At 41.0% G+C, this 17,468-nt stretch carries 15 protein-coding genes; 1 reads left to right on the forward strand and 14 read right to left on the reverse strand.

The window, feature by feature from the left end; genetic code table 11:
• Nucleotides 1-254: 254 nt before the first annotated feature.
• The 7 genes from EIM92_RS22190 to EIM92_RS22220 form a co-directional block, all read right to left on the reverse strand.
• On the reverse strand, nucleotides 255-950 hold the full coding sequence (locus EIM92_RS22190; RefSeq protein ID WP_125084706.1) for an Imm3 family immunity protein: 696 nt from the start codon (nucleotides 948-950) through the stop codon (nucleotides 255-257).
• A 3-nt stretch (nucleotides 951-953) separates the two neighbouring features.
• A complete protein-coding gene (locus tag EIM92_RS22195; protein WP_125084707.1) occupies nucleotides 954-4,205 on the reverse strand; it encodes a deaminase domain-containing protein in 3,252 nt (1,083 codons plus the stop codon).
• Nucleotides 4,206-4,230: 25 nt separating this feature from the next.
• Nucleotides 4,231-4,959: a DUF4280 domain-containing protein gene (locus EIM92_RS22200; protein WP_125084708.1), complete on the reverse strand. Its 729-nt coding sequence runs from the start codon at nucleotides 4,957-4,959 to the stop codon at nucleotides 4,231-4,233.
• A gap of 7 nt (nucleotides 4,960-4,966) precedes the next feature.
• A complete protein-coding gene (locus tag EIM92_RS22205; protein ID WP_125084709.1) occupies nucleotides 4,967-5,485 on the reverse strand; it encodes a hypothetical protein in 519 nt (172 codons plus the stop codon).
• Between the two features lie 5 nt (nucleotides 5,486-5,490).
• Complete coding sequence (locus tag EIM92_RS22210; RefSeq protein WP_164515180.1) at nucleotides 5,491-6,252, reverse strand: pentapeptide repeat-containing protein; 762 nt, start codon at nucleotides 6,250-6,252, stop codon at nucleotides 5,491-5,493.
• A gap of 803 nt (nucleotides 6,253-7,055) precedes the next feature.
• Nucleotides 7,056-8,351: an IS110 family RNA-guided transposase gene (locus EIM92_RS22215; RefSeq protein WP_125082134.1), complete on the reverse strand. Its 1,296-nt coding sequence runs from the start codon at nucleotides 8,349-8,351 to the stop codon at nucleotides 7,056-7,058.
• A gap of 97 nt (nucleotides 8,352-8,448) precedes the next feature.
• Complete coding sequence (locus tag EIM92_RS22220) at nucleotides 8,449-8,712, reverse strand: DUF6809 family protein (protein ID WP_125084711.1); 264 nt, start codon at nucleotides 8,710-8,712, stop codon at nucleotides 8,449-8,451.
• A gap of 383 nt (nucleotides 8,713-9,095) precedes the next feature.
• On the opposite strand from EIM92_RS22220, the gene EIM92_RS22225 reads away from it, so the two are divergent.
• A complete protein-coding gene (locus tag EIM92_RS22225; protein WP_125084712.1) occupies nucleotides 9,096-9,320 on the forward strand; it encodes a helix-turn-helix domain-containing protein in 225 nt (74 codons plus the stop codon).
• 452 nt (nucleotides 9,321-9,772) lie between these two features.
• Here the strand turns inward: EIM92_RS22225 and EIM92_RS22230 are convergent, their stop codons facing one another.
• The 7 genes from EIM92_RS22230 to EIM92_RS22260 all read right to left on the reverse strand — a co-directional run bounded on the left by EIM92_RS22230 (nucleotide 9,773) and on the right by EIM92_RS22260 (nucleotide 17,466).
• Complete coding sequence (locus EIM92_RS22230) at nucleotides 9,773-10,282, reverse strand: ankyrin repeat domain-containing protein (RefSeq protein WP_125084713.1); 510 nt, start codon at nucleotides 10,280-10,282, stop codon at nucleotides 9,773-9,775.
• Nucleotides 10,283-10,828: 546 nt separating this feature from the next.
• Nucleotides 10,829-12,022, reverse strand: a complete 1,194-nt coding sequence (locus tag EIM92_RS22235; protein WP_125081308.1) for a transposase — start codon at nucleotides 12,020-12,022, stop codon at nucleotides 10,829-10,831.
• Nucleotides 12,023-12,298: 276 nt separating this feature from the next.
• Nucleotides 12,299-12,535 (reverse strand): hypothetical protein, encoded by a 237-nt coding sequence (locus EIM92_RS22240; RefSeq protein ID WP_125084714.1) that lies wholly within the window; start codon nucleotides 12,533-12,535, stop codon nucleotides 12,299-12,301.
• 118 nt (nucleotides 12,536-12,653) lie between these two features.
• Nucleotides 12,654-13,019, reverse strand: coding sequence for a ribonuclease toxin immunity protein CdiI (cdiI, locus tag EIM92_RS22245; protein ID WP_125084715.1), 366 nt, complete (start codon nucleotides 13,017-13,019; stop codon nucleotides 12,654-12,656).
• Between the two features lie 12 nt (nucleotides 13,020-13,031).
• Nucleotides 13,032-16,289, reverse strand: a complete 3,258-nt coding sequence (locus tag EIM92_RS22250; RefSeq protein ID WP_125084716.1) for a CdiA family toxin C-terminal domain-containing protein — start codon at nucleotides 16,287-16,289, stop codon at nucleotides 13,032-13,034.
• A gap of 18 nt (nucleotides 16,290-16,307) precedes the next feature.
• Nucleotides 16,308-16,931 carry a DUF4280 domain-containing protein gene (locus tag EIM92_RS22255; protein ID WP_125084717.1) on the reverse strand — a complete coding sequence of 208 codons (624 nt, stop codon included), beginning with the start codon at nucleotides 16,929-16,931 and terminating at the stop codon, nucleotides 16,308-16,310.
• 1 nt (nucleotide 16,932) lies between these two features.
• Nucleotides 16,933-17,466 (reverse strand): hypothetical protein, encoded by a 534-nt coding sequence (locus EIM92_RS22260; RefSeq protein WP_125084718.1) that lies wholly within the window; start codon nucleotides 17,464-17,466, stop codon nucleotides 16,933-16,935.
• Between the last annotated feature and the right edge of the window lie 2 nt (nucleotides 17,467-17,468).

The raw sequence follows: 17,468 nt of genomic DNA on the forward strand, positions 1-17,468 counted from the left end.
ATTAATTCATTACAGGAATAGCTCCTTTTGAACATACAAAAAAGCTCATTCCTTCTCATGATTCAAGTGGGAAGAGCTTTTTTGAAAGTTTATCACGTATTTTTGTCAAGCTTGTTAGTGTTTGGTGTTGGTTGTATTGTACGATCTTGTAGTTGGGTTTGTAAAACAAGTTGACTCCAAACTTTTGGCATACCCATGCAATCGTCGACAGCTACTATATTTAAAGAGTTCAAGTACTTATTGCAAGATTGTGCTTAATTATCTGCCATACGTTCTAATACCCGCTCTATTCTCAATTGCAATTTTTGTTTTTCATTTTTAGACAGTTGTTCCCCTACCTCATCAACGTTAAATTCTTTAAGGGAATTTTCGATATGTTTAAGTTCAATAGTATCTGCCAAGCCGTCCTCTAATAATCTTTCAGCTAACGTAGTGTAGACTCCGATTTTTTCACTCTTTGTGTTTCTACAATCTCTTTTAAATCTATCCAATACTTCTTTTGCTATTTGATCAGGTGTTTTGTCTTTTGAAGTTATAGAATTATAGTAGTTGTTAACTTCATCAATCATTTCATCATAGTACCACATAGCTCTTGCATTATTCGTTAATTGTTTTTTACTTAGATTATATAAAACGTCTTTCTTTCGCTTAATTAACTCCTCATATTCGCTTTCAGATAATGTATGTCGTAGAATTTCGTAGTCAACCTCATTTAAGAGCTTTATTATTATGTCTTTTGATTTATGAAATACGTAAGGTTGCTTTAATACTAGCTCACTATACCTAACTAAAATTGTAGCTTTTTCTAGATCACCACTATTCATTATTAGCTCGAAATCTTCGAAAGTCTTGGCCAATGCTTCTAAATTACTCATGTTCCTATATTTGTATTCCTGGAATGTCTCATCAAATGATTTTAAAATCTCTCTATAATTTAATTTAGGAATCATGGTTTAACCTCCCGTTTCTTTTATTGGTGCGATAGGATTTCCTTGATTATGAATTACTTCAATTTCAATGTTCTTAAACTTTTCTGTAAACTGACTGATGATGTAATTACAACTACCACAAGTATCCTTCTCTGTGAACATGATTATTTTCCCTCTTGCATTTGTATTGTTCCCTAGATCCTTTGCTATTTCATTTAATATCTTATATTCTGTATCGTCAATCCTTAAAGACTCAATACCAAGTGCATTAGGTGCAGTTGTGGCTTCGAAGATAGGATCGTCTGGAAGTCCAGATATGTCTTTTATATTTGGGTTTCCAGAGTGTTTTTCCACTTGACTGTGGGCATAGTATTCTTTTTTTGGTAATTCTATATCCAATTCAACCTTTGTATAAGAAAAGTTTCCTTTTCCACTTTTCAATACTGTATTGGATAGATTTCCTTTAAATTTAGATGCTGCTAATAATAATTCCTTATCATTAATTAGATCTACTTGTCTTGTTGTGACCCACTCAAAATCGATGATTTCATCTGTATCTGGATCACGAGTGTATCTGTGTTCATATGGCGTCGATCCTTTTGGCGGATCAATCCCTGGTTTTGGTTCTGGTTCTGGCTTCGGCGCTGGTTTTGATCCTGTTTTCCCCATCACCCCTAGAGATTCATGTTGACTTATTTTCTTTTTCTCTATAGCTTCAAGCAATTCCTTCTCATTCTTCAAATATCCATCAATGTCAGGATGCTCTTTTGCCAAAGATTTTTTGGCCAGATTCTCCAAGTCTAAATCCTTAGAAGCTCCTATGATACCATCTACGCGAGTTTTAGGTGGAGAAACCTGGTCGATTCCCTTCACATATCTAGCATTGGCCGCTGTATTGGCTCCTTTTAGTACTGCATTTGTCAATATCGCAAGATCTACTACTCCTAGCATTACCCCCGTCGCATCCAGCATTTCCTGATTGATTCCAAGGAAATTAGCCTCTGTAATTTCCCCATTATTCAAATCCCTCAGTTGCATTGTACTGACACCAATTTGAGCAACGCCCCAAACCCCGTTGGCTATAGCTAATAGATATAACGAGCCTCCTGCGGTGAAAAAAGCGCCTACGACAGCAACGACTCCAAACATTAAGTTGAGTTCTGTCATCATTTTTTGCTTCTTTCTTACTAGCTCCTCAAAGGTAAAACGTGAAAGATAAATTCCCTCATCCGGTTTTTTGCTAAGATAATCAGGTACCAGTGGAATAAGGCGATTTAACCGATCTTCTTTCCAGCGCTCCTGCCACTCTGCCGAGTCAGACCTGGCTCGCGATACATCCACAAATCCCCGTAAAATCTCATTATCTTTAGCTTGATTCTCTTTACGCGACTTCAATTTATCTATTAGTATTTGTTGGTTTAAAGCTTCCCACGAATTACTTGGCTGCTTAGGAGTTGGCGCCTTCTTGCCACTTCGTTTGTCTATGTAGTTTTGATAGTACTCTGCATATTCTTGTTTTTCCTGGGCTCTTTCCTTCTTCGATTTAGCTTCCTGTTTTGGGGGCGGCGGTAGAATCTTTTCCTGGTATCGTTTCTTTAACTCCTTATTTCCTAGCCCTCTTAGCGATTCTTTGGCATCGGTTCTGGTTGCCGGATCTCTGAAACGCGCAGTAGCATCGTCCATAATTTTTTGATTGTCTTCTTCTGTCCAGCTCGGCATAATATAAGTGCCCGCCGGAACATTGCTCATTGCTTCCGCCCTTTTTTTCGCAACTTTAGAGTATTCATGATCCACATACAACTTCTCTAACTCTTCATCCGTAAGCATATCCAGAAAGTCCATCTCGACCTTCTCGAAATTCACTTTCTTCCCTCTAATCCCCACATACTCCGGCCGGATCTCCATATAATGTTCCGTATTCGTGAAGAAGGTAATCGTCTTGTTAGCCACGAGCTTGATATGTTCCGGCATATTTTGGCCGCCTAGCTCGATTTCCTTGGATGCTACCACGAGTATTGATTCCGTGGCTTGTAATGAAATATCGTTCCTATCCAGAGTTAAACTGACGGTATTTTTCTCGAATAGAACACCATCTTCACCAAGTTCCATTTTCGCATCTCCAGGCATGTGAAACACCTTTGTGGTCGGCTTCTGGAAGACAGTTCGCGACTTCATCTCATCGTTTTTGCCACGTACCGAATTGATGGCAATCGCCTTTTTCTCCGTCCCCTCCGGAAAATAAACTTTGATACGCGCCCCTTCCTCCGGCATACAGTGGAAGATGTTATTGCCTTCCGGCGAATACGGGAACCACCAATTTCCTCGTTCGTCTGGGTCATGATCAATATCCAAATGTACCTTAACCATGTTGTTACCACGTTTCATAACGCGTCCTTCAAGAGCAACACCTTGGATCGCACGATTCGTCCTTACTTTACGCCGAAGCGCTGCGCGCTGTACGAGTACATATTCATAATAGATTAACCCAGACTCATAGGTAATCACGGATTCCGTAACCACCCACATCTGTCCCTTAAAGGAAACATTGTCCCCCACCTGGCAGTACTGGTTCGTATGTACCCGGTAACTGACAAAATCGGATTCCCCCAAAGCTGAGCTCGCATCCGAATTCGCCTGAATATCAAGAAAGTTCTCCCGATCTTTAATGATCGAATAATGATGGGAGCGAATAACTTTCCCCCAAGAGAAATCAGGTACGCCAAAATAAACCCGAGGCGCATCCATAACCACATCAGGAAGGATTACCGTACCGATCCGTGATGCCAGCCTTTTTAAAAACTGCCAATTCGTCTCTTCATACTGCACAATGAGCTGACCAATCGTCGCTTCGGGGGACGTCGCTTCATTCTGTGCATCCCCTCCAGGGTATAGATTAGCAATTTGCCGAATCAAATCCGTATACGTCAGATACTTGTTCTGAAAGGAACGACTCTCCAAATGGCGATCCATTTCAAAGGTTCGCGATAGACCTTCTATTGTCACATGAGGAATCCCATCTTCCATCTGAATATCGATGTTGGAGACTCCGCCTGCAAACAGGTAGTCATTCCCCTGCTCAGTAGATTTACGAATCAGTAAGCTATCCCGATATGTACCATTCCTTAAGCATAAGTCGGCTTGTTCTTCAGACATAGTCGTTGAAATATAACAGCGGGCATGATCATTAAACTTCCTAACAATCCGGAAACTACGGACAGTTGATAGATCATATGGCAATTCAATTTGAAAACCATCTATATCACGCCATAATTTCATGTTAACTGCCTCCTTTCTTAAGATATTATCTTTCTAGAAATTCAGGAGGCGTTGGTTCCATTCCGTTCGTTAAGAGTTGAATCTTTCCTCCATACTTGCAAGTTAAGCAGGATTTTGTGGTAAGAGCAGGTACTCCCTCGATCATGACATTAGAGCTTCCGTTGTCCCACTCTACTCCATCCGATGGTTTGGCTAAACCCGCCATCATTGCTCCAATATTAGAAACTCCGTTCATTAAATTTAAGCTACTACTATTTAGACCCATGGCATACCCCATTGGCGTTGGCTGTAAGTGAGGCATTAATTTAGGAACACATGGAAAAATCTTATGTTCTTCGCCGTATGGCAGCACTTTAGTGTCAGGATCGTAATTGAATAAATAATTTGATCCGGAATTACCTGTCTCGACATGAGCTATTTTCATTGGATTTAGCGGGCTACGGCAAAATCCAAATGAATAAAAGTTCCCATCCATTTCACCCTTAAGCTCCTCAATAGGATATCCCAGAAAGGTTTTTTCTTCTGAACTTGAAGGCACACAGTCCTTCACAGTCATCATTGGACTTTGATTAATGTACACCCCATTAGGTTCAAGCTTATTTAACACTTCTTCATGGGTTCCCCTCGTACAATACATGTAAGCTCCTCGAGTTACATAGGTTTCCCGCTTGCTTTCCGTCCTCCATGGGGCGTTCATTAATTCACTTATCGTGCTTTGTTTTAAAAAGCTGGTATAAATATTATCCAGTTTCACTTTTCATTCACCTGCCATTAATAAGAATTCGTCTTACATTTAAGCCATACAAGCTTGTCCGCAGCATTCCTTCCGCCACATCAAGTCGCACAACCAAGTAGGATTTGCGGTAAACATTCAGCTTGAACATGCTTAGACCTTCAATAAGCTTCTCATCTACCGTAAAATGATCTATTTTCTCAGTATCTTCAGCATTTCTTTTGATAGATTCTTGCTCGTTGCAAGATACTTCCGTGAATTTGGGAAAATAATAATGTACCTGACCATTACGCGCCATATCTATCACGATGACCTTTTTATAAGCTAATCCGCGTTCATGTCGGTTCAGGATTTGGTATACTTCCTCAGACACAAGCAAAACTGGTTTTTCCAAAATACACCCATATTCCAATGCCTTCGGCGAATCGATATATACAAACTCCTCGTCTTTGGCCAACTCATACCCCTGCTTCATTTGCTCTGAGAAAGTGATCATCCCATCCATGCTGCCTAGCCTACGATCCTGTTCTAGAATAAAATATTCCAATCTGCTCACTCCTCTACCCAAACGATAGATTGCCGCTGGCTCTCAGATAGTGAGACTAGAGATTGATCACGGCTTAACATCTTGCTTCCTGCTAGATCTGCTCCGGTAAAATCGATTCCCTCCAGCAATGCCCCTCTAAAATCACCAGCGATAACTGCATTTTGAAAACTAGCTGCTCGCAAATTAGCGCCTTGGAATTGAACGCCATGAATGCCAAACATAAGTCCATAGTTTTCGTTCATCACGTCACGCCCACCAGTAATTTCGTCAAAACAAGCTCGCTCCAAGTTGCATCCTCTAAAGGAAGCATCAAACATAACGCTGCCGTAAAAATCAACTTCCGAACAATCACACGCTTCAAATTTGCTGCTTAATAAATAGCTGCTCTGTAAATGACTGCCTGAAAGATTGACCCTCTCAAGTCTCGTGAAATTAAGTTGAATCCCCTCGTAATGGCCATCAGAAATATCCACATCCGCGATATGCTCATAGGCATATTCATGATCCAGCTTTTTACCTAACCACTGTTTATAGGCCGTCGATGATTTCTGCTGGCTGTTACAGCAGTAAACAGATTCGCTCAAGTCAATATCTCCATACTCACCTACGCAAATTTCGAATTGCGTGTCTTTAGCAAGCTCCTGGTAGGAAGGAAGGGATATTAAGTGTTCCACTGCATATCGCACGGCATGAACCATATACACATGAAATGGGTCCACTTGTTCCCTTCTCCAGTAATCCAATGATTGCGGTGGAATAGTTCCCATGTACTCCTTTCGTTTGTTCTCACAAGCTTGACTCCAAGCCTTGAAATAGTCATGAATCCATCTTGCCTCATATCTATACGGTGAGATCCTAGTACTACCTAAAGTGTCGTGATCAAAAACTTCCAGCATATACTCCGCATGCCCTTCAAATAGTCGAGTACGCAGCAATGATATTTTGATTACGCTGCACTTTTTCATCAGATCGTGGTTTTGCAGCTGAACAGCATACAGGCACCGATAATTTTGGTATTATAGACTCGCCGTTGATATCCGGCACGTTTTCTCATAAAAAATAGCCTGTTCCATACTAAACAAAGTAGGAACAAGCTATTAGTACACCGTTATTGTTAATATTGTAATTACTTTATATCCTTCAAAAGTTCTTCCTTAGCCGTATATACCTCCCACTATAAATTAATATTTTCTCGCTCTTTCTCACATTTCCTTAGAATTTTAACATTGACTACCTCGAGAGGTGGATATAACGGGAAGTTTATAGAATTTATTTCCTTTCGGCAGTGTGCGGGAACAGAGATTGGAATGGATTTTCCAAAAAAAAGTGGTTTCCGTATGATCGCACCTTGGATATCCACAACACTTCCTTGATGGTTTACCCTCCCATGTCACACGGGGTCTATGCCCTTACATTCCTTCGTTCTACCTCTCAAGGGGTGGACGCCGTTTCTCGCTCCTTTACTGGGTCGTTGCCCTTATGGAATAGTTCCTGCGGCTGATCCGTGCTTCCATTGTCTCTGTATTGATCCTAAGCATATAGTGAGTCTATCGACCTGAACGTGATTGATTTAAGCAGCCAACTGAAGCTGAGCCCGGCGAACCGGTCCTAAGACATCAGCGGCATTGTATACGATTTTCCTTGTGCCTAACGTGTGTAAAATGCGAATCAGTTTTCCACAAAGCGCCACAATAGACTGTTTCTTTTTCAACGGATTGACCTGGCGCTGCGTATAATACTGATGCATCGCTTTAAACTCCGGGTTCTTTGCCACCATGGGCAACACGGCTCGGAAAAGTAGTGCTCGAAGACGTGATCGACCTCGTTTGCTGATCGTCGTTCGACCCTTTTTCTTTCCAGAACTGTTTTCTCGCAGGTTAAGTCCCGCGAGACGGATAATCTGTTGACCGTGGCTATACCGAGATAGGTCACCGGTTTCTGCTAGGAAGCCAGCAAGTGTCGTGATTCCTACACCCGGAATAGTGAGCATTTCCTGTGTGCCAGGAATCTGTTTGAGTAATAACTCCACTTGATTCATGATCTCTTCCAGTTGTTGTGTAAATAAGGCGTACTGTTGCATCCAAGTGTGTAACTCTAACTTAGCAGCAGTGGTACCTTCTGTGAGTCCAATGGATTCAGAGGCAGCTTCCACAAGCTTTTCAGCTCGCTTTATCCCTACGGCTCGCTGTACGTCTTGCTTCCATCGCCCGAGGATCGCAGTGGCGCCAAGGGCTACGATCTCTTGCGGCAATGGAAACTCAGTCAACGTGACGAGCGCGGCTTTGCCCTCCCAGCTCTTAAAGACGTTGTTAAACTCCGGGAAAAACCGATCGAGCCAGTTTTGAATCCGTCTTTGGACTTGCCCCAAACTGACCATCGTTTTCTCACGCATATTCATGAGAATTCTCAAATCTGCGTAAACGCTAGTCGGTAGTTGGGGTTCGGTATAGTGACCGTTACGGACAAGATCCGCAATCACTTTGGCATCCTTGTAGTCATTTTTAGTCTGGGAGTTATCCTCCAGTTCCTTGCTCTTATGCACATGATGAGGATTCACGACCACGATACGAATGCCCTTGTCTTGCAAGAACTCAGCCAGGGGAAACCAGTAGTGTCCGGTGGGCTCAATGCCAAACACAATATCTGTTTTGGCGTACTGCCTCTGCAATGCCTTCATCCACGATACGAGTTTCGAGAGTCCCTTACGGCTGTTTTCAAATACACAGTCTTTGCCAAGCTCGATTCCGCGAAAATCGATCGCTCTGGCAACATGGGTGTCCTTTGCAATATCTGCACCGACAACCAAAGTTTGATCTGTAATGTCCAAAATGCGTTGATTCTGTTTCTCTTTTAGCTTATACTTCATTTGAGCGTCCTCCTTCTAATTAGGGCAGTGAATGGTTCGCATTCCAAGACCCAGCATACAGGAGGCGCTTTTTTTGTTCAAATCTCATATTAATTCATTACAGGAATAGCTCCATAATAATTAATGCCCCAAGCTGAAACCCATTTATGAAAGTATTTGTAGCATATATCGACTCCGACTGACTGCGTAAATCAAGCATCGCTTCAAGTTGGTTGAATTCTTTGGAAGATAGTTTCTCTTTCCACAATTCCATAGCTTCGGATAGCCTTCTGCTTATATTACGATACTCAGGATTTCTTGGAACTACCTGCTCTTCCGGACGAATATCACCATAAAATAAGGCTTCCAGCATGCTTTTCATTTTCATCTTCCTTTCGTACTGGATTATACGTTGTAAGAAAGACTCGCACATGGTAGAGTAAGTGTGCAGTCTGCCTCTCAGGCAATTGCGATAAGGAAGCGGCGCTTTTTGGTAGGGGGGCCGCTTCCTTTTTTATTCACCATCATGTAACTTTTACAATTCCAGTTTGCTTTTCGAGTCCTATTACTAGAGAAAATTTCAACTGGTTTAGCAATTCTTTTAAATTTTTCCTGTTAACACCTCCTCAATTTATAATTAAAACACTTGTTGTTACCCTTAAGACTACCACACTTCAATGATAGTACGGTTAAGACTACCAGTCAATGCATTTTGATAACAATCATGATATTATTATTGTTATGAAATAACTCGGAGGAATGCATATGAAGATCCGATTACGATTAAAAGAAATTCTTGCCGAGAAAGGCATCTCCCAAAGAGAGCTTGCCCGGAGAATGGGGATTCGCCATCCTACTATTAACCATCTATGTTCAGATTCTGTTGATAGAGTTTATATACGTACTTTAGAGAAAATCTGTGAGACTCTGGATATTACAGTGGATCAACTTATTGTTTCCGTTGAGGATGAACAGTCTGCAGATAAGTAGTGTATTAGTTCGTTATACTTAGCCGATAAAACAAGCCAATCATGGTATACCATGGTTGGCTTGTTCAAAGTACGATAATTCTTGAGAACTTTTTTGTCTGTGCGGCAGTCTATCCCTTTGATCGGCGGCTAGCATATCCAAATGTTTGGTTTAAAAGCTTCTAATTCTTTTCTATAACCTGAAAATCTGTACGCCCTGATTGCTCACATCTGCCGTAGCTTCCGCCATTAGCTCGCTAACAACCGAATTTTATACATAAGCTATTCATATTCCACTTGGCCTGAGCAATTGAGCTCACCGTTTCCATTTAATTTCGTCTTCTTTAATTTTGAGCATGCAAAAAAGCTCATTCCTACTCCGATAATTCAAGTGGGAAGAGCTTTGAAAGATGTATTTGAAATGTTTTCCTAAATATATTATCATTATTTATTTTCAATAGTATTTTTATACATTTACTCTTCTTCATCCAGTTTTTGCTTTAAATAATTAGCAATCTCTGTTTCGCCTCTTTCAATAGCAAATGCATAAGCATCCATATCTTTCATGTTGTCACCGGAGTATTTTATAGTAATGTCTATATTATTCTCAACTAACAATTTAACTATCTCAAAATGACCACCATATATTGCAGAAAACAGAGGATTTCTCTCTGGTTCACTAATATCAATCTCAATATTATGGTTAATAAGATATTTTACAATATCTAAGTGTCCTTTTGCAGTCGCTCTTTCAAGGGCATTTGTAGAAAATGTTCCTCCTTGTGCATTAATATCTATCCCAGCATCAACAAGATATTCTACTATTTCTAAATGCCCCTGAGCTGATGCTATATGTAACCATGTACCAAAAGGTGTCATCCACTCCAACATTTCTGGATTTTTCTCAAGTAAACTTTTTACTGTGTCAAGCTGAACACTTTTTATGGCACCTCTAATATCTTTTGCAATCTGAATCTTATCCATTTTTTGTCCCCCCATAGTTATCATCTTCTTGAAGCAGCTAGTTTTCCAAAGTCCTCCAGTATTTCAATAAAATCATCATATTCCCCACCTGCAGCATCAACTGCTTTCAATTGATTTACAACGTTTTCTAAAGCCTCAATACCATGATAATGATCGGGTTACGTCGCCTCAAAGATGCAAATATGTCCTTTTGCTCTTCCAATCGGAGTACCCTATTCTAAAATAGCATAAGATTTTGAAAAACCTATGGAAATACGAATATAACAAAAACAGGTCTTTTATGGTGATATTTGTCCATAATCGACCTGTTAGTTGTAATGGAATAACGTTTTTAGATTATAAAACTAAAGCATTGTTGTACTATTAGGAAAATGTTGAAGTCCTTATACAGATTTTACAAGGATTATATATTTGAGCATTTTGCATAATTCCCTATTTGAGAATTGAATAGCAGAACCTAGACCTAGTTGGTGGTGCATTTTCAGCTAAATCCACTCGGTTTTCAAAAATGGGCAGACCTGCAGAATTTTCTGCGCATTCAAAATTTTAAGCAGCGACTTTTCTGTATTTCTGAGCCATTGCCAGGGCAGAAGCCAGCAATACAATTGCATTTAAATATTGGTGAGTTATGACTTTCTCTATGCCCCAAACATGCATGGCGTCTGCGGTCAAATAGGTTTTCATTCGGGAGTTGCAGCGTTCTACACTCGTTCTTTCTTTGTAAAGTTCTTGCCAACGTTTCGTGTTCCGGTGCGGACTTGAATAACGGCGCAAATCGCTTTTTGTATCAACCTTGAGCACCATTCCATAGTTGGAAGATGAACAGGCTGCCATCCCCAGCGGACAATCCACCTTGCCGGTCGCATGGGGACACCGGAATTTCAGGTGATCGCCATCTACTCCCCAGTATGTCATGGCAAAACCCATGGAGCAGCAAGGTGTACCGTTAGATGTTATACCTGCAGGCGGTTCCTTCTCATTGCGAAGATTCATCGGGATAATCGCTTGCGCTTTGAGCTTCCGTGCCGCTTCATAGTTTTTAAGTTGGTCATACCCAGCATCAAACACAAAGAACTTCACTTTCGCATCGGCAGCCACTTGTTCCATAAGAGCGGGTGCCAGATCACCGTCATTGACATGAGCCGGTGTAACCGAGAGGGCCAGGGGCAGTTCGCTAGCGGTGTCGACAGCAAGATGAAGCTTATAGCCGAACCACTTGACCTTGTTACCAAAGGAGTCAAACTTCGCGCCCCAGTTGGCATTCCCCGTCAGCTCACTTTTGCGCTTCGGCTGTTTCTTCTCGTAGGCATGGATCGCTGCGCTGTCCATCGCCACGTGACTTCCATCGATGATTCCTTCCTGCTTACAGCGTGTGACGAGATCCTCAAACAGACGTTTTGCCAATCCCTTATTCGTTAGCTCAGTGAAAACGCGGCTTAATGTGGCGATTGATGGAGCTTTTCGATCAAGCCTGAGTCCGCATTGGTAACGGAAACGAAGATCCATATCCAGACGACGATGCAAGCCACTAAATGTATCCATGTTCTCCAGCGGCGCTGCAAGCAATGCGCGAAGAATCCCTTGTCGGCAGTGCCCATCGGCACCTCGGGGTGAATGACTTCTCAAATCTTTAGCATAAGGTCGTAAGTCCAGGGCACTGAAGAAGATAGGCAAACGTTCTTTAAATTCAAGTTTTTGAAGTTCTTCAAAGGAAAATAGACTTTCTTGTAGAATATACATAGTGACTTCTCCCCCTTGGGTTTTCTTGTTTAGTCACTTGAAAACTTCTCCAAGTTGGGGTGAAGTCCTTTTTTTATGTTTGAAAACCTTTGTCTAGCAAGGGCTCAGGTTAATGCAAAATGCTCATTTAAATAAATGATTTATTCAGCGATGAATGAAGATCTTAAACAGCCGTTCAAACCTTTAAGAGGGTTATTTCGTTGTTTGAGATGTATCAACTTAGATAGCTCGCATCGTGACCTTCTACATAATTCATTGATCATTGATTTATTGTTATCATTCGTCATTGCGCTCACCCTGAAAATGACTAAACCATAAATCCGCACTTCCCCACGTCAGTAATTGGCTATATTCATTAACACAAATCAAATATTCAGTCTTCTCATTTGTTACATACACTTCTCCCCAAGGTGCCTCATTCAGATATTTTTGTAATTCTCTAGATGAATCAAAGATAAATCCTACTTCTTCCTCTTCGCCCGTAAAGGTTGATCTTCTATTTGTTTTAAACAAAAAGAAACCACATGGAGTTGTTATACTCGCATGTGGAAGTAATTCAATTCGATTTACATGGTTTATATTTGTTATTGGTTGAATGATGGTTCATCCAGCACTAGACAGCTTCTATTACTTATATAATTTCAAACTTTCGTTTAATTTCGTGTAACCGAGACTCGACTAAATCCTTATCATCAGAATGCTGTAACAAATATGCTTCACTTGCTTCTTTGAGATAACCATAGAAAGTGGGGTAATCCAATACGATGGTTACATCTTCATCAACTGCAGGATGGTCAAAAAAATAGCAAACTCCATTTTCTCCGAAGTATCCTTCCTCCCACTCTTCTAGTTCACCTGAAAATAAACACCAGATATGCTCGTTACCAAAACCTTGTCCGTTACAATACTTTTCCAACGCCTTAATAAAGTTCCCATCTCCGATAGCAAAATAATAAAGATCTATCAGTTTTTTTTCATAAGTATTTTCATTTGACATATCGTTACCTCCCTAATTCCCCTCAAATGAAGGATGGAAATTTGTGATGTTCCCACTATCATCAAGATATCCCGTGAATCTAAGTCCATTAGATGAATACCCAGTCACTAATCTCCCATTAATCACACCATTCTCCATAGCTTCTTTACCCCATACGATCATTTGTTCATTTGAAATCAAATTAGAATCATATACCGTCTTTGGTTGAGGGATATTTTTATATTGGCCAGGTACTACCTTCAATTCCCTATCCAATGCAGGAAGTCTATACTCTATTTCATAAACCCCAGTAACAGTAGGATGTGAAGTTCTTGAGACAATGACATCATCCAGATTCCAGCCTTGATCTGTTAGAATCTTTTCGAAGTTTTCTAAATTATGGCCACCGACAACGCCTTTATTACCTTTTCTAACAATACCTTGTGCATTTATCATGTGATCATCAAAACCATTTATAAACTCGAAATTGTTCTTTATTACTGGAACACCATTACCCGTCCCCCCAGAACCTCTTCTACTAAACTGAATGAACGGTTCGTCCCCAACACGCTGGAACCGCGGAAAAATATCCAACCTTGTTGAACCAAACCCGTAGTTCAATTCCGGTGCAAGTTTCCGTCTGTAGTTCCACGGATTCATCATAATATTAACATCATTCATTGTAGCTTTGAAGCTCGTGTACTTATCACCTGCTGCTTCTTTAAAGGCAGTTAGTCTTTGGCTGTCTTTAAATTTATCAGCAACTTTCAAGTTATTCGGCTTGAACAAGAGGGGCAGGTTAACTATAGCCACACCCGTTTCAATCTTATTTAATGTTGTCTGATCCATTCCAAATAGTGTCGGATTACTATAGTAATTCCCTTCGCCAAGGTCATGCAGCTTCTCTAAATTGACTTTTAATTGCATGACGCCTACGCCAATTTCTGCACCTGCTAACAGCAGTAAATACAGAGATTTTCCAGCTGTCGGAATCGCTAAGACAATGGCGACTGCACCAAAAAAAACCCCGAACATTGCAGCTCCTCTTTGGGGAGCTGCAACTTGTACTAGAAAGCTGAAGCGTGATAAGTACGTAACGGTTTGATCCTGTTTGCTGAAATAATCCGGTTTCTTAGGGATGACGTTCTCTAACCAAAAATCACTATTTTCTAGGTTTTCTAACCCCTGAGCCAGCCCTTTCATTATTGCGGATTGTGGTGTCAAAGCTTCTACAGTCTGTCCATGCATCCTTTTACGCTCTACATCTTTTAATGCTTCATATTCCTGTTGTTGTCTCTCAATTTTCCCAATCGTAAGATCATATAGCTCTGGTGATACCGACTGTAACGAACTCTCTTCTGATTTCATGAAGGTTGAAGGTGAAGGACTTTTCCCTTTAGTTTCTTTTGCATCTGCATTTCTAGTTTCTTCTATCAACTCGTGTTGAATCTTCTTCTTCGTGTTGTAGTTTTTATAGGCAGCCTCGTATTTCTCGTGAGCTAGTTTTATCTCTTCATTTGTTCTTTCCTCTGTTTCCCCTTCAATAACCGGGCTATTTTTTTCTTGATAATATGATTTTAGTGCATCTTCTTTCATTCCTCTTAACTGAAAAAGTGCTGCCTCTTTAATTTTTGGGTCAGTACGCAACATTGTGGCCAAATCGCGCTTCATGTTTTCTGGATTTTCATTGTAGTCTGTTAATAAAGCCGTATGTTCGTCCCAGGTAATTTCCTTTTCATCCCTCTTACGATCAAGTTCGCTGAATATTATTCCGATATCAAATAACTTCTCTATGGATAATTTCTCCAAGTCATCATCCGTCAGCATGTCAAAAAAGTTCATTTCAACTTTTTGGAAATTAACTGTTTTATTCTGAATTAAGACCTGGCTCCCGGCAATCTCGACGAATTGATTCTCGTTTGTAATATGCGTGATTCTATGCTTGGCCTTCATTTTGATCGATTCCAATTTAGAGGCCGATTCCGCTTTCGTCAGCTCTATAGTGTTAACTGCTACGACCAGGATGTTCTCTTCCGCGGATACATCAATATTGTCGCCGTCCAACTTTATGCTAACCGTATTTTTCTCAAACAGAACCCCATCTTCGCCCAGCTCCATTTTGGCATCTCCAGGCATATGAAAAACTTTGGTCGTCGGTTTCTGAAAAACGGTTCGGGTCTTCATCTCCTCGCTACGTTCCCGAACCGAATTAATCGCTATCGCTTGCTTCTCAATGCCATTTGGGAAATAAATCTTGATTCGGCCCCCTTCATCCGGCATACAATGAAAGATATTATTGCCTTCCGGTGAGTACGGGAACCACCAATTCCCTGAATCATCATATTCCTCGTCAATATCCAGCTGCACCTTGACCATGTTGTTCGCTCGTTTCAATACACGACCTTCCAACGCCACACCTTGGATAGCTTTGTTTAAGCGGGATTTGCGACGAAGTGCTTGCCGTTTGACCAACACATATTCATATTGAAGCGCTCCTTTATCATAGGTTATAATCGATTCGGCAATGACCCAAATTTGACGCTTGAACCCGACATTCTCTCCAACTCGGAAGTATTGACTTGACCTTGCACGATAACTGATCCAGTCTATCTCAGAAGAGATTTCTCCTCCATTTTCAACGGCTTGCTCCCGGTAGCTTAAGTAGCTTTCCCGATTTTGAATCATAGAATAATGGGTTGCTTTAAATTCCTTCCCCCAGGAAAAGTCTGGTACACCAAAATAAACTCGAGGCGCATCCATCGTAATATCCGGTAAAATCACCGTACCTAATCGAGAAGCGAGCCGCTTCATAAACTGCCAGTCTGTCTCCTGATATTGTACGATCAGTTCACCAATAGTAGCCCCAGGTTCCGTCGCCTCATTTTGTGCGTCCCCTCTTTTATAGCCTTCAGTTAATCCTTTTATCAATTTCGTGTATGTCAAATACTTATTTTGATAGGAACGGCTTTTTGGCTTAATATCCATCTCGTAAGAACGGGAAATTGCTTCTATACGGACAATTGGGATTCCATCCTCCATCGTTATCCCCAAATTCGAGATTCCGCCGGAAAACCATTGATCCTCCTGAGAATTTTCAATTTTACGGATTAACAAACTATCTTCAAAACTAGCTTCATTCAGGCATCGCTCGGATTGCTCATCGGTCATTACAACAGTTAGCAAACAACGAGTATGCTCACCAAACCTCTGCTCAATTTGTAAGCTACGAATCGCTCGTATCTGATACGGCCAATGTAACTGAAAGCCGTCACCCTCAAACCATTCTTCCATCCCCTTCACCTTCCCTCATCACTTCACGTAATGCTTGACGAAATCCAAAGGAGGCATATCCATGCCATTAGTCAAAAAAGTGATCTGGCCTCCCTTTAAACAGGTCAGACAAGATTTGCTCGTCAAGGCAGGCACGCCGTCGATCATTACAGTTTTGCTACCATTCTGCCATTGAGGTCCCGAACTACCACCGGAGGTAGGAGCGTTTAGACTTGCAATAAATTCTGGAATGCAGGGATAAATAAATTTAGTTGCTATTTCCACTCCAGAATCAACATCATAGTCAGGTATACCTCCGAAGTTTGTAGGCGGCTCATTCTTCCCTCTTTCGAACGCAGGATGTTTGTCACTTCTACAGAAGCCAAAAGAGTACAAGTTCCCGTCAATATTTTTTTGAAGTTTCTCGAATGCCTTGTCTCCATCTATTTTTGATGTAGAAACCTTACAATCATTTACAGTCATCATTGGATTTTTATTTATGTATACTCCATTATTAGTAACCCTATTAAGTACCTCTTCATGAGTCCCCTCTGAACATCTCATATAAGCACCGCTCGTAATATACGTTTCAGTATCTCTCCAAGCTGATTTCAGCTCACGAATTAGTCTCTCACCTAACATGGATGTTTGAGCATTATCCATTTCACACTTCACCTGCTCTCGTTAATATCCTTCGTATACTCAGTCCGTACATACTGTGTCTTAGTAAAGCTTCCGCCACATCCAGACGCACAATAAGACCCGGAAATGGCAATTCAGCTGCCCAAAACATTCTGTGTCCATTTATTTTCCCCTCATCCAAGACAACCTGCTTGATAATTCCCCTCTCAATCACGGAATGCGTTCGTGAGATACAATCCACCTGAGGAACATCAATTAGACAAAAATGCGCTTGAGCATAGGTAGCCTGATCCGTCACTAAGACTGTTTTATACGACAAATTAGATTCATATTGGCCTAATATTTCTCGTACTTCTTCTGAAATTAGAAAAACCGGAAGCTCAATCACACTTCGATACTCTAGCTTTCTTCCTTCCCGAACAAACGCCACTTCATATTCCTCGGCTGTGGCAAACCCACCAAGAACCCGATCCGAGAATAATATATTCCGGCCTATCGGGTCCAAACGAGAATCATGACCGACGACAAAATACTCCACAGCTTCATCACCTCTCATCT

It is taken from the genome of Paenibacillus lentus, assembly GCF_003931855.1.
Taxonomy (GTDB): domain Bacteria; phylum Bacillota; class Bacilli; order Paenibacillales; family Paenibacillaceae; genus Fontibacillus; species Fontibacillus lentus.